At 33.6% G+C, this 26,340-nt stretch carries 24 protein-coding genes; 21 read left to right on the forward strand and 3 right to left on the reverse strand.

Annotated elements, in window-relative coordinates; genetic code table 11:
• Positions 1-61: 61 nt before the first annotated feature.
• The 6 genes from dnaK to BMY18_RS17390 all read left to right on the forward strand — a co-directional run bounded on the left by dnaK (position 62) and on the right by BMY18_RS17390 (position 6,710).
• Entirely contained in the window at positions 62-1,933 is a 1,872-nt protein-coding gene (gene dnaK / locus BMY18_RS17365) for a molecular chaperone DnaK (protein WP_092456665.1), read from the forward strand.
• A 203-nt stretch (positions 1,934-2,136) separates the two neighbouring features.
• Positions 2,137-3,300, forward strand: coding sequence for a molecular chaperone DnaJ (gene dnaJ / locus BMY18_RS17370; RefSeq protein ID WP_092456668.1), 1,164 nt, complete (start codon positions 2,137-2,139; stop codon positions 3,298-3,300).
• 440 nt (positions 3,301-3,740) lie between these two features.
• Positions 3,741-4,466, forward strand: a complete 726-nt coding sequence (locus tag BMY18_RS17375) for a LytR/AlgR family response regulator transcription factor (RefSeq protein ID WP_092456671.1) — start codon at positions 3,741-3,743, stop codon at positions 4,464-4,466.
• A gap of 2 nt (positions 4,467-4,468) precedes the next feature.
• A complete protein-coding gene (locus BMY18_RS17380; protein WP_092456674.1) occupies positions 4,469-5,776 on the forward strand; it encodes a sensor histidine kinase in 1,308 nt (435 codons plus the stop codon).
• Between the two features lie 213 nt (positions 5,777-5,989).
• The gene (locus tag BMY18_RS17385; RefSeq protein ID WP_092456677.1) at positions 5,990-6,595 is read left to right on the forward strand and encodes an accessory gene regulator B family protein; all 606 of its coding nucleotides are present in this window, start codon (positions 5,990-5,992) and stop codon (positions 6,593-6,595) included.
• A complete protein-coding gene (locus BMY18_RS17390; protein ID WP_092456680.1) occupies positions 6,573-6,710 on the forward strand; it encodes an AgrD family cyclic lactone autoinducer peptide in 138 nt (45 codons plus the stop codon). Before BMY18_RS17385 ends, BMY18_RS17390 begins: the two co-directional genes overlap by 23 nt.
• A gap of 212 nt (positions 6,711-6,922) precedes the next feature.
• Here the strand turns inward: BMY18_RS17390 and BMY18_RS17395 are convergent, their stop codons facing one another.
• Entirely contained in the window at positions 6,923-7,846 is a 924-nt protein-coding gene (locus tag BMY18_RS17395) for a DUF5692 family protein (RefSeq protein ID WP_092456682.1), read from the reverse strand.
• Positions 7,847-8,029: 183 nt separating this feature from the next.
• Positions 8,030-8,584, reverse strand: a complete 555-nt coding sequence (locus BMY18_RS17400) for a TetR/AcrR family transcriptional regulator (RefSeq protein WP_092456685.1) — start codon at positions 8,582-8,584, stop codon at positions 8,030-8,032.
• Between the two features lie 312 nt (positions 8,585-8,896).
• Here BMY18_RS17400 and BMY18_RS17405 point away from each other — a divergent pair, with 312 nt between their 5' ends.
• From BMY18_RS17405 to BMY18_RS17425, 5 genes are all read left to right on the forward strand, one after another.
• Positions 8,897-11,812, forward strand: a complete 2,916-nt coding sequence (locus BMY18_RS17405) for an insulinase family protein (RefSeq protein ID WP_092456687.1) — start codon at positions 8,897-8,899, stop codon at positions 11,810-11,812.
• Positions 11,813-12,126: 314 nt separating this feature from the next.
• Positions 12,127-13,065, forward strand: coding sequence for a GTPase Era (gene era / locus BMY18_RS17410; RefSeq protein WP_334292372.1), 939 nt, complete (start codon positions 12,127-12,129; stop codon positions 13,063-13,065).
• Positions 13,066-13,093: 28 nt separating this feature from the next.
• The gene (gene recO, locus BMY18_RS17415) at positions 13,094-13,840 is read left to right on the forward strand and encodes a DNA repair protein RecO (protein WP_330386009.1); all 747 of its coding nucleotides are present in this window, start codon (positions 13,094-13,096) and stop codon (positions 13,838-13,840) included.
• A gap of 185 nt (positions 13,841-14,025) precedes the next feature.
• Positions 14,026-15,414 carry a glycine--tRNA ligase gene (locus BMY18_RS17420; RefSeq protein WP_092456693.1) on the forward strand — a complete coding sequence of 463 codons (1,389 nt, stop codon included), beginning with the start codon at positions 14,026-14,028 and terminating at the stop codon, positions 15,412-15,414.
• A gap of 103 nt (positions 15,415-15,517) precedes the next feature.
• Complete coding sequence (locus BMY18_RS17425; protein ID WP_092456697.1) at positions 15,518-17,185, forward strand: hypothetical protein; 1,668 nt, start codon at positions 15,518-15,520, stop codon at positions 17,183-17,185.
• A 116-nt stretch (positions 17,186-17,301) separates the two neighbouring features.
• On the opposite strand, the gene BMY18_RS17430 is transcribed toward BMY18_RS17425, so the two are convergent.
• Positions 17,302-18,870 (reverse strand): ClC family H(+)/Cl(-) exchange transporter, encoded by a 1,569-nt coding sequence (locus tag BMY18_RS17430; protein WP_092456700.1) that lies wholly within the window; start codon positions 18,868-18,870, stop codon positions 17,302-17,304.
• 327 nt (positions 18,871-19,197) lie between these two features.
• Between BMY18_RS17430 and BMY18_RS17435 the strand changes: the two genes are divergently transcribed.
• From BMY18_RS17435 to BMY18_RS17480, 10 genes are all read left to right on the forward strand, one after another.
• Entirely contained in the window at positions 19,198-20,592 is a 1,395-nt protein-coding gene (locus tag BMY18_RS17435) for an InlB B-repeat-containing protein (protein ID WP_092456703.1), read from the forward strand.
• 170 nt (positions 20,593-20,762) lie between these two features.
• The gene (locus BMY18_RS17440) at positions 20,763-21,134 is read left to right on the forward strand and encodes a GntR family transcriptional regulator (RefSeq protein ID WP_092456706.1); all 372 of its coding nucleotides are present in this window, start codon (positions 20,763-20,765) and stop codon (positions 21,132-21,134) included.
• 38 nt (positions 21,135-21,172) lie between these two features.
• The gene (locus tag BMY18_RS17445; RefSeq protein WP_092456709.1) at positions 21,173-22,036 is read left to right on the forward strand and encodes an ABC transporter ATP-binding protein; all 864 of its coding nucleotides are present in this window, start codon (positions 21,173-21,175) and stop codon (positions 22,034-22,036) included.
• Positions 22,030-22,674, forward strand: coding sequence for an ABC-2 transporter permease (locus tag BMY18_RS17450; protein ID WP_092456712.1), 645 nt, complete (start codon positions 22,030-22,032; stop codon positions 22,672-22,674). The genes BMY18_RS17445 and BMY18_RS17450 overlap by 7 nt, the downstream gene beginning before the upstream one ends.
• A 118-nt stretch (positions 22,675-22,792) precedes the next feature.
• Positions 22,793-23,320, forward strand: a complete 528-nt coding sequence (locus BMY18_RS17455) for a nitroreductase family protein (protein ID WP_092456715.1) — start codon at positions 22,793-22,795, stop codon at positions 23,318-23,320.
• Positions 23,321-23,485: 165 nt separating this feature from the next.
• On the forward strand, positions 23,486-23,689 hold the full coding sequence (locus BMY18_RS17460) for a hypothetical protein (protein ID WP_092456718.1): 204 nt from the start codon (positions 23,486-23,488) through the stop codon (positions 23,687-23,689).
• A gap of 48 nt (positions 23,690-23,737) precedes the next feature.
• Positions 23,738-23,992, forward strand: coding sequence for a TfoX/Sxy family protein (locus BMY18_RS17465; protein WP_092456721.1), 255 nt, complete (start codon positions 23,738-23,740; stop codon positions 23,990-23,992).
• 130 nt (positions 23,993-24,122) lie between these two features.
• A complete protein-coding gene (locus BMY18_RS17470) occupies positions 24,123-25,010 on the forward strand; it encodes an SPL family radical SAM protein (RefSeq protein ID WP_092456723.1) in 888 nt (295 codons plus the stop codon).
• 38 nt (positions 25,011-25,048) lie between these two features.
• Positions 25,049-25,918, forward strand: coding sequence for an AzlC family ABC transporter permease (locus tag BMY18_RS17475; RefSeq protein ID WP_092456726.1), 870 nt, complete (start codon positions 25,049-25,051; stop codon positions 25,916-25,918).
• 2 nt (positions 25,919-25,920) lie between these two features.
• Entirely contained in the window at positions 25,921-26,253 is a 333-nt protein-coding gene (locus tag BMY18_RS17480) for a branched-chain amino acid transporter permease (RefSeq protein WP_092456728.1), read from the forward strand.
• Positions 26,254-26,340: the final 87 nt, after the last annotated feature.

Below are 26,340 nucleotides of genomic sequence, written 5' to 3' on the forward strand. Positions count from 1 at the left end.
GCAATAAAGTAGTAGATAAAAACAAAAAAATAGATTGTAAATTCTATAGGAGGATTTAATTATGAGTAAAATAATCGGAATTGATTTAGGAACGACAAATTCATGTGTTGCAGTTATGGAAGGTGGTAAACCAGTTGTTATCGCTAATACAGAGGGTATTAGAACTACACCATCTATTGTAGCATTTACAAAGACAGGAGAAAGACTTGTTGGTGAGGCTGCAAAACGTCAAGCTGTAACAAATGCAGAAAAAACAATTTCTTCAATTAAAAGACATATAGGTACAGACTATAAAGTGGCTATTGATGATAGAAAATATTCACCACAGGAAATTTCAGCTATGATTCTTCAGAAGTTAAAAGCAGATGCTGAAAGCTATTTGGGAGAAACTGTAACAGAAGCTGTTATTACAGTACCTGCTTACTTCAATGATGCTGAAAGACAAGCGACAAAAGATGCTGGTAAAATTGCAGGTCTTGATGTTAAGAGAATTATCAACGAGCCAACAGCAGCAGCATTAGCATATGGTCTTGATAACGAACATGAACAAAAGATTATGGTTTATGATTTAGGTGGTGGTACATTTGATGTATCAATCATTGAAATCGGTGATGGTGTTATTGAAGTATTAGCAACATCTGGTGATAAAGTTCTTGGTGGTGATGATTTTGATAAGAAGATTACAGATTATATGTTAGCTGAATTTAAAAAAGCGGAAGGCGTTGACTTATCAAAAGATAAGATGGCTCTTCAAAGATTAAAAGAAGCAGCTGAAAAAGCAAAGAAAGAATTATCAACTGCTACAACAACTAACATCAACTTACCTTTCATTACAGCTACCGCTGAGGGTCCAAAGCATTTTGACATGAACCTTACAAGAGCAAAATTTGATGAGTTAACACATGATTTAGTTGAAAGAACAGCTGCACCAGTTTTAAATGCAATGAAAGATGCTGGTTTAACGAATGCAGAACTTACAAAAGTATTATTAGTTGGTGGTTCAACACGAATTCCCGCTGTACAAGATAAAGTAAAACAATTAACAGGTAAAGAAGCTAGTAAAACACTTAACCCAGATGAATGTGTAGCAATTGGTGCTTCAATTCAGGGTGGTAAATTAGCAGGAGACGCCGGTGCAGGCGAAATCTTACTTCTTGATGTTACTCCACTTTCACTTTCAATTGAAACAATGGGCGGTGTTGCAACAAGATTAATAGAGAGAAATACAACTATTCCTACAAAGAAAAGCCAGGTATTCTCAACAGCAGCAGATAATCAGACAGCAGTTGATATTAATGTAGTTCAAGGTGAAAGACAATTTGCAAAAGATAACAAATCACTTGGACAATTTAGACTTGATGGTATTCCAACAGCAAGAAGAGGAATTCCACAGATTGAAGTTACATTTGATATTGATGCCAATGGTATCGTAAATGTTTCAGCGAAAGATATGGGAACAGGAAAAGAACAACGTATTACAATTACTTCTGGTTCTAATATGTCAGATTCAGATATTGAGAAAGCAGTGAAAGAAGCAGCTGAATTTGAATCTCAAGATAAAAAACGTAAAGATGGCATTGATACTCGTAATGATGCTGATTCAATGGTATTTCAGACAGAGAAAGCACTTACAGATGCAGGCGATAAGCTAGATCCTAGCGATAAAGCAATCGTTGAAGCCAACTTGAGTGAACTAAAGGCATTAATTGAAAAAGCGAATCCAGAAGAAATGTCAGATGTACAGATCGATGAAATGAAAGCATCAAAAGAAAAATTAATGGAAAGTGCTCAAAAACTTTTTGAAAAACTCTATGAACAAGCAGGAGCAGCAGGAGCAGGAGCAACAGGCGCTGGCCCAGATATGAATGCAGGTCCAGAAGCAGGAGCAGCTCCAAATGATGATGTTGTTGATGGCGAATATAAAGAAGTATAAGTTTACTAACATTTAAAAACTCATGAAACAAGAGAACAGTAAATCGAAATAGACTTTCGATTTACTGTTATTCTTGTATATAATAGGGAATATGGATAGAGAAAATTATTCTTATTCAAATTTTAGACATTTAAATATTTAATCTTTTAGATATTAAAATTAAAATATTTAGACATATGGTATATATTAGAAAGGTAAAAATCATGGCAGATAAAAGAGATTATTATGAGGTGTTAGGCGTTCCTAAAACCGCTAATGATGCTGAACTTAAGAGTGCATATAGAAAATCAGCAAAGAAATATCATCCTGATACGAATCCAGGAGATGCAGCGTCAGAAGCAAAATTTAAAGAGGCTTCAGAGGCATATGCTGTTCTAAGTGATGCTCAGAAACGTCAACAATATGATCAACTTGGTCATGCGGCATTTGAACAAGGTGGCGGAGCTGGAGCAGGTGGATTTGATTTTGATATGGGTAATATGGGTGACATCTTTGGCGATATTTTCGGCGATCTATTCGGAGGCGGCGGTAGCAGAGGCAGAAGAGGCGGTGGAAATGGTCCTATACAAGGCGCTAATCTTAGAACTAGTATAAGAATTACATTTGAAGAGTCTGTAACAGGTGTTGATAAAGAAATAGAACTTACGTTAAAAGATGATTGTGCGAAGTGTCATGGAACTGGTGCAAAACCAGGGACAGACCCACAGACTTGTCCAAAATGTGGTGGAAAAGGTCAAGTAATGTATACACAACAATCATTATTTGGCGTGGTACGTAATGTGGCAACTTGTCCAGATTGTAATGGTACAGGTAAAATTATTAAAGAAAAATGTCCTGATTGCTACGGTTCAGGATACATCAGCAGTAAAAAGAAAATTCAGGTATCAGTTCCAGCTGGAATTGATTCTGGCCAGAGTATTAGAATTAGAGAAAAAGGTGAGCCAGGTAAAAATGGTGGACCTAGAGGCGATCTACTCGTTGAGGTAACAGTGTCTAGACATCCGATTTTCCAAAGACAGGATTATAATGTATTCTCAACTGTTCCAATTAGCTTCCCAATAGCTGTACTTGGTGGAGAAATCAAAGTAAAGACGGTTGACGGAGATGTGTTATATGAAGTAAAACCAGGTACTCAAACTGATACAAAAGTAAGACTCAAAGGAAAAGGAATCCCTTCACTTCGTAGTAAAACAGTACGTGGTGATCATTATATTACATTGGTTGTTCAAGTTCCTGAGAAGCTTACAGAAGGACAGAAGGAAGCACTTCGTACATACGATAAGAGTATGATTGGTGAAGTACATCCTGAAACTCCAGTGACACCGGAACATCCAGAAACAAAAAAGAAAAAAGGGATATTTAAATAGAACTTGATGGACGGACGGACGCAAAAACTCCTATTGTTCCTCTTGTTCGCTATTGCCTCTACAGACTTGTGGTATAGTATGCATTCGGTTTGACACAAAAAAATGTGTCAACCGCCTGTATACTATACCGCAAGTCAGTAACGGCAAATGCGTACAATTGAGGAACTATAGGAGTTTTTGCTGTGCGTGGACAAGTTGTATTGAAATAGGGGCTGGAAAAAAGACAAAAAAGGTGCCTTGATATAATAATTGGGTTGATTTGTGTAATGGTAAATACATAAAATGCAATATTATGACAATAAATGACATTATTTCCATAATTATGTTTAAAATATACAAAATATATGGTAAAATTCTATTGTTATTATGATTGCGTTTTAAAATATTAGATAATAAACTCTTTTATGTTACCTAATAAGATAAAGACTAGGAGAATAGGTATGTTTAATATAGCGATTTGCGATGATGAAAAGTATTATAGAGATTATATTAAGGAATTAGTTATTAAATACTTTGATGCTTTACAATTAGATTATCATTTGGAGATATTTGAATCCGGTAAGGATTTGTGCATGGTTGGATTGGAAAAAGCAGAATATGATATTGTATTTCTTGATATTAATATGAAAGAAATGGATGGAATTGAAACTGCAAAACAAATTAGAAAGATAAATTCTAATGCATTTATCGTATTTATCACCGCGTTTGTTTCTTTTTCTCCGGAGGGTTATAAAGTTGATGCAATCAGATATATTTTAAAGGACAGTCAAAATTTTGAAGCTGCGATTACAGAATGTTTGGATACAATCTTTGGAAAAATGGCGATTAATAGGATTAAGATGAAGTTTGATTTCATTGAAGGAGAAAAGGAAATTCTGTTAGATGATATTATCTTAATTGAAAGTAGATTACATAAATTAGTATTTGAAATGAGTGGAAAAACGATAAAAAAATATACCCTTTATGGAAAATTAGATGAAATAGAAATTTTACTTGAACCATATGGATTTTTAAGACTTCATCAAAGCTTTCTAGTGAATATTAAGTATATTATTCAAGTAAACAATTATAGAGCACTATTAACAACAAGCAAATATTTATCAATTCCAAAACTTAAATTCAAGGCAATTAAAGAAGCTTTCATTGAGTACAAAGGAGATTTATAATAATGGCTATTATACAAGCAATATTTATAGTATTTTTAGAAATATTATATTGTACATTATTTTTGGAAATATTTTTGGAAAGAAGAATAAATAAATATAAGTTCATAAAGCAATACGGTCTGATTTTTATGACGTTAGCAGTGGTTATTATATCAATTGAATTGAATGGAAATATTGCATTAAAAGAATTGATAACGATATTATTTGTTTCATCAACAATGCTAGGTATATATAAAAGTAGAATAATGAAAATGTTATTTTTAATATCTATATATTTCGGAATATTATTAGGTATAGATTATTTAGCATTAACTACAATTAAATATATAATACCCGCTGCGACCATAACCTACTTGGATAATCCGATATATGGAACAATATTCGTTTTATTGTGTAAAACATTAGTCTTTGTGGCAATTATGGTTATTAAGAAAAATTGGGATATAAATAATAGTTTGAGTTTACTTTCGGATAGCCAATGGTTAAGATTTATATATTTCCCTATCATGTCGATAATCGCTTTATGTGCGATGTTAATAAATTTTGACAAGGAAATTAGTGAAACGGCTTCTAATACGCTATTGATAATTGCATTTGGATTAGTTATTATGAATTTAATGGTGTTTTATTTAATGAGAGATATTATTGGACGTGAAAAATTAATTCAGAGTGATAAGATTTTCAAGGAAAGAATGAAGAATCAAACAAATATGTATCGCTCTATGTCTGATGATTTCGAAATACAAAGAAAACGTATTCATGAATACAATAATCAAATTGGATGCATAGAAGGTATGCTTTTAAATAAAAATGTGGAACAGGCGTTGGATTATGTAGTGAAAATTACAGGTGGATTAAAAAAAGAGATAAACGCGATTGATACTAATAATGTCATTATTAATGCGATTATTAATTCTAAATATAAAGAGGCAATAGATAAAAATATTGTAATGGTAATTAAGGTGAATGATTTATCAGAGTGTGTGATTGTTGATGAAGATATAGTTATCATTCTTTCTAATCTTCTAAATAATGCGATAGAAGCATGTGAGAAAATCATAGAAAAACGAATTATATGGTTAAAGTTTGTAATTGAAGAAAATATGACAATAATCTCGGTTAAGAATACAGCGGAAGAAGACGTTGAAATTATAGACGGTGCATTAATCACAACGAAAGAGAACAAAACGGAACATGGATTAGGAGTTAAGAATATAAAGGAAAGCGTTGAAAAATATAAAGGCTCTTATACATTGCAAGGGCAAGGTGGATATTTCTTTTTCGGTATTATTATACCTATAATCGCATAAGTATATGAAAGTTGCTCAAGTTAAAATAGACCCTATAGTAGGGACAGTTGAAAAACAACTGTTTTTATAGGGTTTTTTTTAGTGGATAAATTCTTGGTTTATAAAATCTACAGTCGATTTCTGCTTTTTACAGTCGTTTTCTGCTTTGCGTATTGAATTTTTATAATAATATATTATTATTAGCTTAAGTAGAAAATTGGAAGGAGGGAAGTTGTGATACATAACACTGCTAGTAATATGACAGCTGCAATGATCAAGAGAAAAATATTAACTTCAGAAAAAAAAGAATACTATGCATATATTTTAGAAGGAATGATAGAAAAGATTATTACATATTCAATTCTAATTATGATATCAATAATTATGCATGTTACAATTCCAACACTTTTCTTTATGCTATTTTTTTTCAGCTTAAGAGAAAGGACAGGAGGTTTTCATTTCAATTCATTTTTAAAATGTTTAATAAGCACAATCATAATATACATTTTTATGAATGCGGTATTGATTACATTCCTATTATCACATGAGTACTCTACGTACGTGGTATTGAGTATTTCAGCAGTAATAATAATGTTTATTGGAAATGTAAATCATCCTAATTTGAATTTAGATTCAGATGAAGTTAGAGATTGTAAAAAATCTGCAAGAATCATTGTCATTGTTGAATTGTTATGTATTATGTCGGAGTTTGCATTAAGTATGAATAAAGTATGCATTATATATGAATCGTTAGCAATTATAATGTGCGCAATGTTACTGAGTGTGGCAAAAATAGCAAAACAGGAGGTAAGACAAGATGAAGGAATATGTAAAGAGTAATTTGTTGAAGGTAGTAGGTAAAGTTGTAGAAGCTAAGGCAGGCGTTAATGATAAACAATGGCCACCATATTGTATGGGCTTTTTATATCAGCCAAAGAGACCAAGTAATAGATAACTACAACGATAGAGGGAATATGTGTATAGTTATAGAATAGATCGTTAAATGTTTTGATATGTAATGGAAATAGTACTGTTTGTTGGAATATCTATAGGGGAATTTTCATCTAATTACTATTTAGCATTATATATGATTCAAAGGTACAAAAAAGTTTTATATACAAAAAAACAGGCATATCAATGCCTGTTTTTTTTGTGTATAGCTATGTATTATTCTGCAAGTTCTTTAACTTCTTGATAACATTTAAGATCTGTGTAGAGTTCGCTAGTATATGGATTACGTTTTGTCTTTACAACTTTGTAAATCATGTAAATAAATACTGCAATATTTGCGATTAAGGCTACTAAGCTTGCGACAAAAAGTGAAGTCGTATTATGTGTTGACTTAACTGCAAATTGCGATTGATCGATGAACCATGGGAAAGTCTGTGCAAACATGCACCAGATTGCAAGTGTCTGTGCACGATGTTGTAACCATGCCCCTTTCTGGATGAAGAAAGCTGCGAGTGTAGGTGCAAGAAGCAATGCAACGCCTGCATACCATGAATGATCAGGAATACAATTGTAAGTATATGCAAAGTTCCAAAGATCATATGCTATAATCCAGAACCAAGCCATATCAGGCCATAACATATCTTTGCTTTTTGACTTGCCTACGCAGATTCCTAGGAAGCCTGTAATCGTAATGATATTTAAGATTCCAGCAATACCATTCATGTAATTCCAAGAACCACTTACAGTTACCATTCCTTCAAATAATTCTTTGTTAAGATGTAATCCACCAATTTGAAAATCACGTGCTACTGCTTCGCAGATATTGATGGCTAAGATTAATGCTGGGAAACATAAAACCCACTTTTTTTTGCTTGCGCCTTTCACATGTCTAAGAAGCCAGAAACCGATACATCCTGCTAGCGATGAATATACTTTGGCGAAATGGAACCAGTCACTTACACTTGTGCCTTTCGTCGTATGTGGCCATACAAAAAAAGTAAGAATTACTGGTAAGACCATGAAAAGTATAATTCCTCCAATTTTATATCGCCTTCCTATTTCATTTATTGCAATTAGCGCAATAAATACTACTAGCCACATAAGCCAGTTGCTTAATGGTTGTGCCTCGAAAAAGAACATAATAACCCTCCTCTATATATAATATTTTATTTGAAATGTATTGAATAAATTTATTATCCAATATATAAATTATACATAAATTAATAAAAATCTGACATAGACAATAAAAATATCTAGTCAAAACTTTTGACATATGGGATGTATTGTTAAAATTTTTGACATATAGCATCATATGTATGAAAACTACTCACTAAATTTTATTAAGGCATTTTTTATGTTACCACAAATCATGATATCAATATTATTGATAATTCTTTGGGGGTCATCTTTCATTCCGTTACATATCCATTCAAGTAAAATCCCGGCAAAAGAATATTTGTAAAAATTAGCGATGAATTTCTTATCGTGTTCATTTACTGGTAATCCCAAAGATTGTTCTTCAACAACACCAAAAAGCAGTGCATAGGAGCCTTCATATATATATTTCTCAAGATCCTCATGCTTAATAGAACGATATGTGTTAATAACAAAGGATTTGTTTTCTAGAATATATTGAAATAGTTGATAAAAACCTTGGTTCCAGGTGGCATATGTTTTCTTATCATTTATTGCTTTTTTAATTTCACTTAAATAGATCCACTCAATGAGGGCATAAATATCCTGAAAATGATAATAAAAAGTCTGGCGTTGTACTTCACAGTCGTTCGCTATATCTTTTACTGTAATATTATCAAGTGTTTTGTGAGCGAGTAAATTTTTAAGAGAGGCTGCAAGCGCTTTTTTTGTTGTTTGAGACATGTTGAATTCTCCTTTGTGAGTGACTAATGAAAGTATTGTCTACTAATTATTTCCATAATAATATTATACTTCAAAAGATACTTACTTACTATTTAAATTTTTCAAAATTAATAGGAACATTAAAATCATCACTAATAGTTGATATTACACCCATTTTAGTGCATACTATATACGAGATAAGCAGAACGAACGAAGAATTAATTAAGAGACCAATTAAGTGCTTTCATTTAATTGGTTTCTTAATTAATTCTTAGTGAGGAGCAACGCGACCTCAAAAACCCTAAAATATCTATAAAGAAAGAGAGATAATATATGAGTTTGAGATTAGACAAATACGAGTTACTTGAAGAGAGAAAGTTAGAGGACTTGAATTCAACTGGGTTACTTTTAAAACATATAAAGAGTGGAGCAAGAGTAGTTGTATTATCAAATGATGATGAGAACAAAGTATTTTCAATTGGCTTTAAGACACCACCTTATAATGATACAGGATTACAGCATATAATTGAACATTCAGTTCTTTGTGGGTCAAGAAAATACCCTGTAAAAGATCCATTTGTTGAACTATGTAAGGGATCTTTGAATACATTTTTAAATGCTATGACTTATCCGGATAAAACCGTTTATCCTGTAGCTAGCTGTAATGAGGTTGATTTTAAAAACATTATGGATGTCTATATGGATGCAGTTTTTTATCCTAATATATATACGAAGCCCGAAATATTTAAGCAGGAAGGATGGCATTATGAATTAGAGGATGCAGATTCATTGCTTGAATATAATGGCGTCGTATATAATGAGATGAAAGGTGCGTATTCTTCGCCGGATGAGGTACTATCTAATTATACATTTATATCATTGTTTCCTGATACTTGCTACAGTAAAGAATCGGGCGGAGATCCTAAGAAGATTCCACAGCTAACTTATGAGGAATTTTTGAATTATCATAAGAACTATTATCATCCTGAAAATAGTTATATCTATCTCTATGGAAATATAGATATACAAGAACGCCTTGATTACTTGGATGAGGAGTATTTAAAGGAATTTGATAGAATCGGTATGGATACACAGATTGGATTGCAAAAGCCATTTAACAAGATGGTGACGAAGGTTTCCGAATATGCGATTACAGAAGATGAATCATTAGATAATAATTCATATCTTTCTTATAATGTTGTAGTTGGTACGTCGCTCAATCCGAAGTTATATCTGGCAATGCAGATTCTTGATTATGCATTGGTTATGGCACCAGGAGCAAAGTTAAAACAGGCACTGATTGATAAAGGGATTGGAACGGATATTTATAGTTCATATGAAAGCTCTGTTTATCAACCTGTGTATTCAATCATTGCGAAGAATGCAAATGAAGCTCAACAGCAGGAATTTATTGAAACAATCAAGGAGGTTCTTTCAGATATTGCAACAAATGGAATAGAAGAGAGAGCTATTTTAGCGGGAATAAACTATTATGAATTTAAGTATCGTGAGGCTGATTTTGGCGCATATCCGAAAGGTCTTATGTATGGACTTCAGATGATGGATAGCTGGTTATATGACGAGTCAAAGCCATTTATTCATATAGAAGCAGGTAAGACATTTGATATGATTAAAGAAGAATCGAAACATGGCTTATTTGAAAATATTATCAAAGAGCAGTTACTTGGAAATAATCATGCTTCTCTTATTGTGCTATTGCCTAAGAAGAACCTTACTGAAAAGATGGAAACGGCTGTTGAAGAAGAATTGCAAAAATATAAAGCACTTCTTACGGAAGAGAAAATCTCGACTATTATTAAAGATACAAAAGATCTTGAAATATATCAAGATGAGGCTTCTAGCCAGGAAGCACTTGAGACAATTCCTATGCTAGCGATTGATGATATTAAGAAAGAAGCAGCGCCACTATATATTGATAAAAAACGAATTGCTGATATTGATGTAATTCATCACAATATGTTTACGAATAAGATAGCATACACGTTACTTTCATTTGATTGTAAAAATGTACCTGAAGTTCTTATCCCTTATGTTGGATTATTAAGTTCAGTACTAGGTTTTATTGATACTAAAAATTTCTCGTATGCTGAATTAGCAAATGAGATTAATATAAATAGTGGTGGAATTTCAACAAGTGCATCGATATATACGGATAGTAATGATCTTAGTAAATATGCAATTAAATATGAAGTTAGAACTAGAACGATGTATGAAAAGGTTGATTTTGCGTTTAATATAATAAAAGAAATTTTATTTGATTCTAAATTCACAGAATATAAACGTCTAAAGGAAATTGTATCCACAGTTAAATCAAGGTTGGAAAGTTCTATGACAAATTCTGGACATTCAGTTGCTATGCTAGAAGCCATGGCGCAGTTTTCGGAAACGGGATACTATTCTAATCTGATGCGCGGCTATAAATTCTATAAACTGATGGAAATGTTAGAATCTGATTTTGATAATTTAAAAGAGGATATATCTCATAAACTATCATCACTTGTGAAATTGATATTTAGGGCAGATAATATGCTTGTAAGTTATACGGCAAATGAAGAAGGCTATGAGAAATTAACGCAACCTATGACACAATTTGTTTCACAGCTTGAAAAGGACATACTTGAAGTTGCCATTAGGCAGTACAAACAAGTGAATGTAAAGACCGCTTATACTTCATCTTCACAAGTCCAATATGTTGCAAGATGTGGTAACTATGTAAGTGAAGGGTTTCATTATTCGGGTGCATTAAAGGTTTTAAAGGTCATATTCTCATATGATTATCTTTGGATAAATGTACGTGTTAAAGGTGGTGCCTATGGATGTATGAGTGGCTTTAACCATAATGGCGATAGTTATTTCGCATCATACCGTGACCCTAATCTTGCTAAGACAAACAAGATATATGAAGAAGCGCCAAATTATATCAGAAAATTCACTGTCAGCGACCGTGATATGGTAAAATATATTATTGGAACAATTGGTGAGATGGATACACCTATGAATCCATCAGCAAAAGGTATGCGTTCATTTGGAGCATATGTTTCAAATGTTTCTTATGAGGATATGCAAAAAGAACGTGACGAAGTTATCAATGCAAAACAAGAAGATATTCGAAAATTAGCAGATTTAATTGAAAGTGTCATTAAACAAAATTATTTCTGCGTCGTTGGTAATGCAAAGCAGATTAATGATGAGAAAAAGATGTTTGATATGATTCAAAACCTATTTTAAGGGGCAAATCATTATGCATTTTGCCTACCTTTCCTTCTCGCAGTATGTTTTTTACAAGCCTCAGGGATGATGAAAAGACTCGCTTGCGCTCATTTTTCATCTGAGTCTTGACAAAACATTAGCACTGCGTTCAGCCGGATTACGGCAAAATGCATAATGATTTGCCTGGTTTTGAAAAGCCAGAGAGAAAAGCCAAAGCGAAAAGCCAAAATGCAAAGAATTAAAAAGATTACAAAAAACTAAAGATAAAATTATAACAAAAGAAAAAAGTAAAAAAATGATAAGGATATGGTGAGTGAATGGATTTAAGTGAAATGTTAAAAAGTAGTGGGATTTCTCAGGGTGATGGGGATAAGAAGAATAAAACAGGATTTGCGACCTTGATTGGTAGACCTAATGTTGGGAAATCAACACTTATGAATAGAATAATTGGACAAAAGATTGCGATTACTTCGAATAAGCCACAGACTACTCGTAATAGAATTCAGACTGTTTTGACGGATGAAAGAGGCCAAATTATATTTGTGGATACACCGGGTATTCATAAGGCTAAAAATAAGTTAGGTGATTATATGGTAAATGCAGCTGAAAAAACAATTAACGAAGTTGATGTTGTGCTTTGGCTTGTTGAGCCTGCTACATTTATAGGAGCAGGTGAGAAGCATATTATTGAAAAACTTGTCAGAACAAAGTCACCGGTAATACTTGTAATCAACAAAATTGATACGGTTAAAAGAGAAGATTTGTTACCAGTAATTGAGAAATATAAGAGCGTTGTGGATTTTGTGGAAATCGTTCCTATCTCTGCAGAAAAGGGTGATAATGTCGACTTGTTAGTTGAACTTGTTTTCAAATATCTTCCTTATGGTCCAATGTTTTATGACGAAGATACGATTACAGATCAGCCAATGAGACAGATTGTAGCAGAACTTATTAGAGAAAAGGCACTTCAAGTACTTGATGAAGAAATTCCTCATGGAATTGCTGTTGTAATTGAGAGCATGAAAGACAGACCAAATGGAAAGATGACAGATATTGAAGCAACGATTATTTGCGAAAGAGATTCTCATAAGGGAATTGTCATAGGTAAAAATGGCGCTATGCTTAAGAAAATCGGCACAAATGCTCGTTATGAAATAGAAAAAATGCTTGGACATCAGATTAACCTTAATTTATGGGTAAAAGTTAAGAAAGAGTGGAGAGATAGCGATTTCTTGATCAAGAACTTTGGTTATAATAAGAAGGATGAATAAAACCAAAAGAGACTAGGAGGTGGTTGGCTTGGGGGATGTTGCTACTGTTACGGGTATGGTGCTATCGTCCATGCCAATTAGCGATTATGACAAGAGGGTAGTTCTGATTACGAAGGAACGTGGGAAAATTGCTGCATTTGCAAAAGGATCTAGACGGATGAACAGTCATCTGATGGGTGTTACGCAACCATTTTCCTTTGGGACATTTGAACTATATGAAGGCAGGGCTACATATAATATTAAGCAGGCAAGTATTTCGAATTACTTCAGCGAGGTTACAAGCAATCTGGAGGCGGTATACTATGGATGCTATTTTGCTGAAATAGCGGATTACTTTTCAAAAGAGAACTTAGATGCAAGTGGCATGATTAACCTGCTGTATGCAGCACTGAAGGCACTTAGTAATGATAATATACCGAATGAATTGATTCGATATGTATACGAATTAAAGGCAATGGTGTTAAATGGTGAATATCCCAAGGTTTTTCAATGTGCAAATTGTGGAAGCAAGGAAGATTTAATGATTTTTTCAATTAGTACTTTTGGTATGTACTGTAAAAACTGTAAAAATACGCCGAAGGATGGGATTGCTATTTCTCAGTCAAGCCTGTATACGTTGCAATATATAATATCATCAAAAATCGATAAGCTATTTACATTTACGGTTAGTGAAGATGTATTGGCTGAATTAAGGATGGTTTTGGGACGATTGAGAAGCATTGTATTTGACCGCCCGATGAAGTCCCTTGAAATGCTTTTATTGGTAGCAAAATAAGAAATCATTAGCAAAATGAATATTAATATAATTGATATAAAATCATGTAGAAAATAATTGCTTATATTATAATATTTTATTGTAATGATAATAAATATAAGGTACAATATAATATAATTGTTAAAATTTATACGAAGTTATAGTATCAATAAAATGAGAAGTTTAAATAAGTGAGGTTATATACAATGGAAAAAACAATGGAAAAAATAGTGGCATTAGCCAAATCAAGAGGATTCGTATATCCAGGTTCAGAGATTTACGGAGGTCTTGCCAACACTTGGGATTATGGTAATCTTGGTGTTGAACTTAAGAATAATGTAAAAAAAGCTTGGTGGCAGAAATTTATAATGGAAAGCCCATACAATGTTGGTGTTGATTGTGCAATTCTTATGAACCCACAAACTTGGGTTGCGTCAGGTCATATTGGTGGATTTGCAGATCCCCTTATGGATTGCAGAGAATGTCATGAAAGATTTAGAGCAGACAAAATCATAGAAGATTGGTGTGCAGAAAACAATTACGAGCTTTCAGGTTCAGTGGACTCTTGGTCACAGGATGAGATGAAGAATTTTGTAGAAGAAAAACAAATCGCATGTCCTACCTGTGGAAAGCATAACTTTACTGATATTAGACAATTTAATCTTATGTTTAAGACATTTCAGGGAGTAACGGAAGATGCGAAGAATACAGTTTACTTAAGACCTGAAACAGCACAGGGTATTTTTGTTAACTTTAAGAATGTTCAAAGAACTTCAAGAAAGAAAATACCATTTGGTATTGGACAGATTGGTAAGTCATTTAGAAATGAGATTACACCTGGTAACTTTACATTTAGAACAAGAGAATTCGAACAAATGGAACTTGAATTCTTCTGTAAGCCAGGAACAGATATGGAATGGTTTGATTTTTGGAGAAGTTACTGTATTAACTGGCTTCAAACTCTCGGAATTAAAGAAGATGAGATGAGAGCAAGAGATCATTCAGCAGAAGAACTTAGTTTTTACAGCAATGGTACGACAGATATTGAATTCTTATTCCCATTTGGTTGGGGTGAACTTTGGGGCATCGCTAACAGAACAGATTATGACTTGAATCAGCATCAGACTGTATCTGGTCAAGATATGACATATTTTGATGATGAAGCCAAAGAAAAATATATTCCTTATGTAATTGAACCATCACTTGGTGCAGACAGAGTAACACTTGCATTTCTTTGCTCAGCCTATGACGAAGAGGTAATTGGTGAAGGCGATGTACGTACAGTGCTTCATTTCCACCCTGCTATTGCACCTGTTAAAATCGGTATATTTCCACTTTCTAAGAAGTTAAATGAAGGCGCTGAAAAGATATTTACTGAATTATCTAAAAAATATAATTGTGAATTTGATGATAGAGGTAATATTGGAAAGAGATATAGAAGACAGGATGAAATCGGTACACCATTTTGTATCACTTATGATTTTGATTCTGAGGTAGATGGCGCAGTTACGATACGTGACCGTGATACTATGGAACAGGAAAGAATTAAGATACAAGATTTGAAAACTTATTTTGATCATAAATTTGAATTTTAGCTTGAATTAATGTGCATAAGAGATGTTTGGCGTATATATTATAGATATAAGTCAAGCATTTCTTTAAATTTACCAGAGTAATATAGAATTGGAGTAGATTGGGATGAAATGTCCAAAATGTGGTAACGAATATGATGGCGTTTCTTGTCCACAGTGCAAGGGAGCCAAGGTCATTATCAATGATAATGATTATTTGCGCAGAAAGAAAGAGTATGAAGAAAATGGGAAGATATTAGGCATAAAGGTAAAGAAGGACCCATTAGATATTCACAAGTTCAACGCTGATAAGGAAATAGAATCTGAATTTTTAGAGCTTCCAAAGGTTAATGATGAGATAAAAAAATTAAAAAGTATCGTTAATAAAACGATAAAAAAACATCATAACAAAAAAAGTAATAAGAAAAAGAAAAATAGTACCAATAAAATAGTAGCAAAGGCACTTTTAAAAAAGTATTGGCTAAAGGCATCAATATTTTTAATAACAATAATTATAATCATAATAGCTGGTACAGGTGTTTATGGGCTCATTAAAAGATTTAATATGACGCTTTATATTGTTGGTACGGATGGAAGAATATGTACAGGTGGCTCATTGGAAAATAAGCTGATTAGTAATGTAAGTGATGTTATATTTTCCTTGGACGGAGAGTCTTTTTATGAAGAAAAACTACCATCAGAAATTAGCGATAAAACAATTATTTTTTCATATGCGAGCCAAAAGGGTGATTATTTTGTAGCTGAAGTATATGATAATGTTAGTACATATACGCTATATGTTTGGAGCGACGGTGGGGTTAAGAAGATTATCGAAGGAACGAATGAGAAGGAAGTAAAGTACATTTCTGATAGTGGTAGGGTATTATTTACAGATATCACCTACTTATACGCAGGTGCGGTAAGTAATATTGGATTATATGAATATGATGCCGCAGCTTCAATTGATAAGAGCTCTGAAAAAGGGGTGCTTTCACTGATAGAAAAAAATATTAGAAGCCAGTATTTGTATTTGAAGAATAGTACATTAGTTTATCTAGATAGTTCTAATGCGTTATATACAATTAATTTTGCAAAGTTAACAGACAAAACGCTTGTTGCAAAAAATATCAATGATATATATGGAGTTTCTAATGAAATGGATAATCTGTATAGTAATTCAACCGCGATTGTAAAAGATTCAGGTAAAAGTGAAGCATTTATATATTCACAAAGTGGAGAATTCTACTATTATGAGGTGAGTAGCGAAGCGACAACATACTTGTTTGATTCCACACTTTCAGGGGTGGAAATAATATATGAGAAAAGTCATGGAGACGTGTATTGCATTAGTATGAGTAATATAAGTTATGGTACAATCAAAAATGATAGTGTTACAGAAATGACTAGCTTAGACAATATGAGCAGTACAGAAGATAAATGTTATTATCCAGATACTTCAACACTTGTATATGTCACTAAAGTTGGTCAATTAGTTTCTGTAAATAGAGGGAATAAAACAGCAATAAGAAGCGGAGTTTCATCCGAATCATTGAATCTTGTTAGGAATTCTGTTGGACTAACGTATATTGCAGACGGGGTTCAGTATTACAGAAATAGCCTGGCTGCAGCTGAGATAAAACTCCAGGAGCTTGCGTCTGGTAATGATACATCGCAGTCGTTAATATACAAAAATAATATATATTTCATGTCTGCGCAAGGAGAACTTTGTTACTGCAGTTTGAAGGGTAAGGATTTTAGCACATTTGGACCGGTTACATCTTTTTGGGTGAAGTAAGTACATATACAAACAAGTACATATACATAAAATTACAATAAGTTATATAACATTGAAATGCCCCTGTCAATTTGATAGGGGGCATTTTCGTTATCATATGCGAAAGTATAATTCCTTTAAATCTCTTTATTCATTTCATTCATTTCATTAATTATTTCCCTAATCTTACTCTCACTGTTAATGTCAGCTAAAATAACAAGATAATCCCCTACCTTTATTTCTGTATCTCCTTTTGGAATTATCTCTCTGTCTCCTCTTTTAACTCCAACTAGGAGGCATTTCTGAGGCCACTTTATCATTTTCACCTGAAGGTTTTCAAAATGAGAACCGTGCTGTACGATAATTTCTACCGTTATTTTTTTGTTGCTCTCTTTTTCTTCTCCTAGTTGTTCCTTTGCAAGCAAATTGTCTAGAAGTGCTTCGTATACTGGCGGGCTCTTTAGTAAGTCAGCTACGACATAAGCCGTCACTGCAACAACAGTCAGCGGTAGCATATGGTTAAATGAGCCGGTCATTTCTATTATAAGCACGATTCCTGTTATTGGCGCTCTAACGATAGCGGTAAAATATCCTGCCATCGCAAGGATAACGAAATTATAAAATAATTTTTGGTCGAAACCAAGATAATTAATAGATATTTCGGCAAATATAGCCCCTATTGCTGCGCCTAGTACAAGTAGTGGAAAGAATATTCCACCTGGGGTGCCTGAACCAAAACTTACTACGGAAAAGATAAATTTGATGATGAAAATGATTATCAGGAACCATATACCATTTTCAGGGGTTAGTTCCTCTATTATTCGGTGCCCACCGCCCAAAACAATCGGAAAGGTGAGTCCTAAAATCCCGGCCAATACAAAAGGAACTATGACTTTGGTACGCGTATTTAAGAACTTAACTTTTGTGTAAAGTTTTTGTACGCTTAACAATGCGTAATTGTAGAACGCACCCAATCCTCCTAGACATATTCCTAAAATTATAAGTAGCCAGTAACTATTTAAAGGAATTGCTTCGGTGACCTGAAAGTTAAAAATCGGAGCTATTCCAAACACTTGCTTGGAAACGAAGTCTGCCGCTACAGCTGCCGACATTATGGACAGTAAGATTACTGGTGAAAAATATTTAAAAATCTCTTCTAATGCAAATATAACTCCAGCCAGAGGAGCGTTGAAAGCTGCAGCTAGTCCAGCGCTTGCTCCGCTTGCCATAAGTATTTTTCGCTCCAGTCGGCTTGTACCTATCTTGTTTCCAATTCCCTCGGCTACGCAGGCGCCAATCTGGATGGATGGACCTTCTCTACCAAGAGATAGTCCGCCGGCTATCGCTATAGCACCACCCAGAAATTTGAGGCACAAGGTATGCAACCAGTGTTTCCTTTTTCTGAAATGGCCTTTCAATATGCCCTCTAACTGAGGTATTCCACTTCCTGAAATCATTTTATCCTTAGAAATTAGAAATCCAACAAAGTAGCCCATTATACAAAGGGACGCCAGTATGAGTGGTATAAATAAGAGATTATTTCTCAAAAATCCATACATCATAAAAGCAAAAGATTCAGCGTAAGTTAGTGTTAGCCTATATAGGACCGCAACTGAGCCCGCCGCTACACCCACAAGCAGGCTCTTAAAAATAATTGAAATTTTCCTTGAATTATCATCCGTTAATATCTTATAATTGTTCTTCATTATAGTTTTCTCCATATGCTTGCAAAGTTTATGTATTGCAGTGCATTTTCCATTATAACTCTATGCAAATGAAATTACAAATTCGTAACTTTATGGGGGGACAATTATAATACAGAAAAACAACTTGAAGAGTAAAATTAAATTCAAAATAGATAAAATTTAAATTTATGGAAATAAAGAGTATGCTAAATAGTGAAATATTTAACAATTTGTTGATTGAGAGGATGTTTTGCAAACAAATTTAGTTCAAATTTGTTTGGATTCCTAGTTAAGATAAATAATATATTTTAACCTTAGGGAATAATATTCAAAAACAGAGGAGAAAGAATGAATAGAAAAGTTAAAAAAATAATGACATTGTGTGCAACAATTATGTCGGCATTCGTTATTGTTTTATTTACATCTATGAATGGAAATGCAGCAGAGGTTAATTCTACATTGAATGTCTGCAATTATAATGGAACCTCATATGCAACGATTGAAGAGGCAATATTAGCGATTGGTGATGGTACAGGTACAATTCAAGTAACCAAAGATGTAATACTTACTAATTGTCTAGATTTTACAAAGGGTAATATTACTTTGGATTTAGCAGGACACATTGTTGACTTACCAGATGGTAAGGATTATGCAGCAGCTCAGATCGATGAATTGGCAACTTTGAAATTAGTTGATTCAGTTGGTGCAGGAAAGTTTACATCAAGTAATGTATATTATGGAATTGTTTTTGTTGCAGGTGGAACATTTATTATGGATGGTGGTACCATAGAATTGACAAATAAGTTCCCAACAGCTAATGGTTATGGTATATATTGTAATTATGGAAAGGTTCAAATTAACGTAGGAACAATCAATGCTGACTTTCCTATCTATTCTTCAGGGAAATTTGGTGTATCAACTTTAAATATAACTGGCGGAACATTTAATGCGACAAGAAATTCTGTAATTGAAGGAGATACTGTTGCAAATATTTCTGGTGGAAAATTCACAATTGCTACGGATTCAGTACAGGGCAGAGCATTGTTAATAGGTCTTTGGAATGAGGGTAATGGAGATAAAACTCCTGTAGTTAAAATTACTGGTGGAGAATTTCATGGCGTTTTAGCTGGAATTATGGTTATTAATGGAGCAGAGGTATCACCTGTTAGTAATACATATTTTCAAACAAATATTATTCCAGCTGGATATGCACTTTCAAATAATGCAATCCTCACTGATAAAGACGGAAGTATATATACAGATAAGGATATTACTATTAATACAATTGTTTATAATATCAAGTATGAGAATATGGGCGAAGCAAATAATACGAGTAATGTAAATACTTATACCGTAAAAGACGCAATCACTTTAAAGGATATATCAAAGGCTGGTTATGACTTTAATGGTTGGTATGATTCTGCAACAGGTGGAAATAAAATCACAACTATCGCTAAGGGAACAATTGGAGAAACAACTTTATATGCACGTTTCACAGCAATTGTAGCTGCAGTTGAACCTACAACAGAAGCTGTTACAGAAGCTGCAACAGAAGCTGCAACAGAAGCTGCAACAGAAGCTGCAACAGAGGCTGTTACAGAAGCTGCAACTACCCAGGTAGTAACTGCTTCTACCAACCCTAAGACAGGTGATGATTTTCCACTTGCTTTAATGGTAATATTATGTACAGCATCAACATTGGGTTTAGTACTTATATCAAAAAACAAAAAGTTGGTTAAGTAATAAGTTTAAAAGACAAATAATTAAAATTTATAAGATGATGCGACCACGTTTTGTTGGTCGCATTTTTAATGCGCTTTTTTTTATTACTTGACATACGTAAAAGAATATTGTATATATAGTATATACACAATGTATGCAGCATATATACAATATAAAGGAGAGGCCATCCTGTGAATATTATAATTAGTAATTCAAGTAACAAACCGATTTATGAGCAAATCACAGATCAAGTTAAGAATATTATTATTTCCGGAGAAATGACGACTGGAGATGTACTGCCGTCAATGAGACTTTTGGCGAAGGAACTACGAATAAGCGTAATTACAACCAAAAGAGCTTATGAGGAACTTGAAAGAGAAGGGTTTATTGAGACAGTAACGGGTAAAGGCAGTTTTGTGGCCGACAAAAATCCGCAAATTTTAAGAGAAGAACATTTAAAACGTATTGAAGAACATTTGATTCATGCATGTGACCTTGCGAAAGTAGCAAAAATTTCTGAAGAAGAGTTAGTCGTAATGTTAAAATTAATATATGAAGAATAAAGATGTGAAGTGCCGATTTGTGGCAAGAAGGGAGTTTTATGAAAAATAGTAGTTTAGTTAAAAATAGTATTGTTGTTGATAAAATCAGTAAACATTATGATGGGTTTTCGTTAGAAAATGTAAGCTTTAATTTACCGAAAGGCTGTATTATGGGATTTATCGGAGAAAATGGAGCTGGCAAGTCGACTACGATTAAGATAATCCTTGATTTGGTTAAGCAGGAAACTGGAACTGTAAATGTTTTAGGAGATAGTGCACAAAATGCAAATGTTAGGGAGGATATAGGCGTTGTATTTGATGAGGGTTGTTTTCCGGATGATATAACCGTTGATAATTTAAAAACTTCATTTCAGTATATTTATAAAAATTGGGATAGTAATTTATTTGATGACTATTTAAAAAGATTTGCGCTTCCCCATAAGAAGAAAATGAAAGATTTTTCAAGAGGAATGAAGATGAAACTCGCAATTGCGGTTGCATTGTCACATAAGGCCAAACTTTTAGTTTTGGATGAGGCAACAAGTGGTCTTGATCCAATAGTGAGAGAACAGATTCTTGATGTATTTATGGAGTTCATACAAAATGAAGAAAATTCAATACTGCTTTCCTCACATATCGTGAGTGACTTGGAAAAGGTATGTGATTATATTACATTTATTCATGAAGGACAGATTATACTTTCGAAGGAAAAAGATTTGCTGATGGAACAGTTCGGATTACTAAAATGCTCGAAAAAGGAATTAGAGAATGTTCCCAAAGATGCAATTGAACGAGTTCGTGAGAATCAATTCGGGGTTGAAGCATTGGTAAAACGTAATAAAATGGGCAGAAATTTTACAATTGATAAAGCTACTTTAGAAGATATAATGTTATTTATGATAAGGGGGAATAAAGTATGTTAGGTCTTATGATTAAAGATGTTTATACGATAAAAAGGCAATTTAAAATAGTTGTGTTGATGTCAATTTTTTATATAGGTTTTTCGATTTTAGACAATAATATAGGATTTTTATCATTTGTTGCATTGTTCGCAAATATTGGGCTTATACTTCCTATATTTAGTTATGACGAAAAAGGCCAGTGGGATAAATATGCTAGAATCCTACCGGTATCATATGAAAAAATGGTGCTTTCTCGTTATGTGGAAGTGTTAATTGTAAATGGAGTTATGTTAGCAATATTGATTCCAATCAGCTTATTTGTAAAAAAACCAGAAGAGGAATTTCTTGAGATACTTTCAATATTGGTGGCAGTTATAAGCATTGGAGTATTATTAATTTCAATTATGTTTCCTATTATTTATAAAAAAGGTATAGAGAAAGCAAGAATTATGATATTTGTAGTCATATTAGTTCCAACATGTTTAATTGCAACTTTGGCAAAGTGGAATATAAATATTGATTTGCACCAGATTTTAGTAAGCCCAGTTGTTGGTTTTATAAGCTACCATCTTTATATCATATGTCCACTGATTGCCGCAGTATCTCTTGCATTATCTTACCAAATATCAAAATCAATTGTTGCAAAAAAAGAATATTAGAAATAGATTGGTAGCAGTGTGTGAAAGAGAATCTATAATTTTATAAATATTGCCTTGGAAAATCACATGTAATTGTTGTATAATATAAATACATAAATTAACGGAGGCATATTTAAAAATGAACCTAATATATGAAAACATTATATCTCGAAGAAGCTGCAGGTCATTTACAGATCAGGAAATTAGTAAGGATAATTTAGATCTAATCTTAAAAGCAGGAATAAGCGCACCAAGTGGAATGAATCGCCAGAGTTGGCAGTTTACTGTGATACGTAAGCAAGCAAACATTGCGAAACTGGAAAAAGTTGTAGGGAAAGCTGCCAATAGAGCTGAAAATTACGATTTCTATGCACCTAATGTAATTATTCTTGTATCGAATGATCCAGAGAATGTAAATGGCTTGGCTGATGCATCCTGTGCAATGGAAAATATGTTTCTTATGGCACATTCACTTGGAATCGCTTCTTGCTGGATTAACCAGTTAAGAACAATATGTGATGTAGAAGAAGTTAGAGAATTGTTAGATAGCTACGGTATTCCAAGTAACCATATTGTATGGGGAATTGCGGATTTGGGATATGCTGCTGAGATTGGTAAGGAAGTTGTGAAGAAGGAAAACGTTATTAAGTTCGTGGATTCGCTTTAAACGGATGGGGGAACGGACGGGAAAACGGACGGAAATGCTTATATATGTCCTCATGTTCGCTTTTGCCTCTACAGCCATAGGAGATTGTCTGCACTCGGTTTGACACTGAAGTGTCAACCGCTTGCAGACAATCTCCTATGGCTGTAACGGCAAGATGCGGACAGTTTGAGGACATATATAAGCATTTCCTGGGCGTTGGCGTTGGCGAAAAGGCGAAAAGGCGGAAAAGGCGGAAAAGGCGGAAAAGGCGGAAAAGGCGGAAAAGGCGGAAAAGGCGGAAAAGGCGGAAAAGGCGGAAAAGGCGGAAAAGCGGAAAAGCGGAAAAGCGGAAAAGCGGAAAAGCGGAAAAGTGAAAAAGGAAAATATTAAAAAAGATAGAAAAAAATAAATCAAGAATAAGAATGGGGAGGAGTTAGGATGGGGGAATTGGCGGAGTTGATAAATATTGGGAAGGTTGTTGAAGAGCAACTGAATGAGGTTGGAATTAGTACGGTTGAAGAACTGAGAGCTGCTGGGAGCAAGCAGGCTTGGCTTAAGATTAGGGGTATTGACAGTTCGGCATGCATAAATAGATTGTGTGCATTGGAAGGTGCAATTCAGGGAATTCGGTGGCACGATTTGGATGTGGAGAAGAAGTGTGAACTTAAGGAGTTTTATAACGCATTCAAGTGATTCAAGTGATTCAAGTGATTCAAGTGATTCAAGTGATTCAGTGGCAACAATTCAGATATAATAATTAAGATATAACGATTCAGATATAACGATTCAGACATAAGAATTCAAGTAGAAAAGGGTATTTAATATGATTAATGCAATTCAAGCCAAGAGTATTATGCAAAAAAAAAATAATGGCGACAAATGGTTTGGAACTGACTATAATATGAACCTTTACAAAGGGTGTTGTCATGGTTGTATTTATTGTGACAGCAGAAGTGATTGCTACCATATTGATAATTTTGATAGCGTTCGATTGAAAGAAAATTGTATCAATATTTTGGAGCAAGATCTAAGATCAAAGAGAAATACAGGTGTAGTAGGCATTGGAGCTATGTCTGATACATATAATCCATTTGAAAAGCAATACGAGATTACAAGGGATTCATTGAAACTGCTGGCACAGTATGGGTTTGGTACTTCAATTGATACGAAAAGCAGTCTTGTAAAAAGAGATATAGATATATTAAAAAAGATCGCGGAGCATAATTCGTGTATCGTAAAATTGACAATCACAACGGCTGATGATGAATTGTGTAAAATAATTGAGCCCAATGTATGTGTAAGTTCAAAACGCTTTGAGGCAATTCGTGAACTTGCATCAAATGGCATATTTACTGGCGTGCTATTAATGCCAATCTTACCATATATTAATAATACAGAAGAAAATATAAAAACAATTATAAATAAGGCTGCAGAAGCAGGAGCTAAATTTGTGTATGCGATGTTTGGCGTTACACTTCGTGAAAATCAGAGGGATTACTATTATCAGAAGTTAGATGAGCATTTTCCTGGTATGAAGAAGAAGTATATTGAAAAATATGGCGTTAGTTATACTTGTACATCAGATAATGCAAAAGAGTTATATGAAATGTATGTAAGTGAATGCAAAAGGCTAGGGTTGCTGTATAAGATGGAAGATATTATTGAAGCATATAAGGGTGCGAATTCTTATGAGCAAATAAGTTTATTTTAAAATGAAGGATAGAAATATATAATAAGAGGTAGTGTTTTATGAACAAAAGAAGACCAGAATTAGTACAAGCATTTAAAGTAGCATTTCCACATACGATTCCTGTATTGACTGGATATTTTTTCCTTGGCGTGGCATATGGATTTTTGATGCAGTCAAAGGGATATAATTTCATATGGGCAGGACTTATGAGTGCAATTGCATTTGGGGGAAGCATGCAGTATGTTGCAATTACGCTCTTAACGACTGCATTTAATCCAATCCAAGCTTGTATATTGTCATTTATGGTAAATGCAAGACATATGTTTTATGGATTATCAATGCAGTCCAAGTATAAGGGAATGGGCAAAATTAAGAGCTTTCTAATATTTATGTTGACGGATGAGACATTTGCAGTCGCTTACACATTGGAGGCGCCTCTGGGTATTAATCGAAGATACTTTTTCTTTGCAATATCCTTTCTAGATTACATGTATTGGGTGGTAAGCTCAATAATTGGTGGAATACTTGGAAACTTTATAACATTCAATACAAAAGGACTGGATTTTGTTCTTACAGCACTATTTGTGGTGTTGTTTGTGGAACAATTGACGAAAAAGGCGAACTGGCTGTCGGGCGCAATTGGCGTGGTAGCTACATTGGTGAGCTTGATGATATTTGGACAGCGTAATTTTATAATACCAGCGATGGTGATTATTGTATGTATGTTGTTTTGCGTTAAACATAAATATGAAGATTGTGTTGAAACTGATAATGGAATAGAAACTGCAGATGAAATCGAAACTGCTGATGAAATAGAAACTGCTGATGGAATAGAAACTGCTGATGGAATAGAAACTGCAGATGAAATAGAATCTAATGGTGATACAGAAACAAATGATGAAATTGTAAATGAAGGGAGCGCTGATTAACTATGTTTTTAACTCCTTTACAAACATTTATAATGATTTTAGCAATTGCACTTGGAACTATCGTTACACGATTTTTACCATTTGTGTTGTTTCCCGAGAATAAAAAAACACCGAAATTTGTAATGTATCTTGGAAACGTTTTGCCAACAGCTATGATTGGATTGCTAGTTGTGTATTGTTTCAAAGGTGTGTCAGTTGTGACCGCACCCTTCGGAATTCCAGAATTAATAGCAACTATGTGCATAGTTGTTCTACATTTGTGGAAAAGAAACGTGCTAATCAGCATTTCTGTGGGTACTGTTGTGTATATGGTACTTGTGCAATGTGTTTTCTAGTGTTTTATTGACAAGGAAATTTAATATTGTATAATTGAAGAGAAAATAAAGGTGTAACTCAAGCCTCTTTGTGATTAGTTAATAATT

It is taken from the genome of [Clostridium] fimetarium (assembly GCF_900111235.1).
In the GTDB taxonomy this organism is placed as follows: domain Bacteria; phylum Bacillota; class Clostridia; order Lachnospirales; family Lachnospiraceae; genus Clostridium_N; species Clostridium_N fimetarium.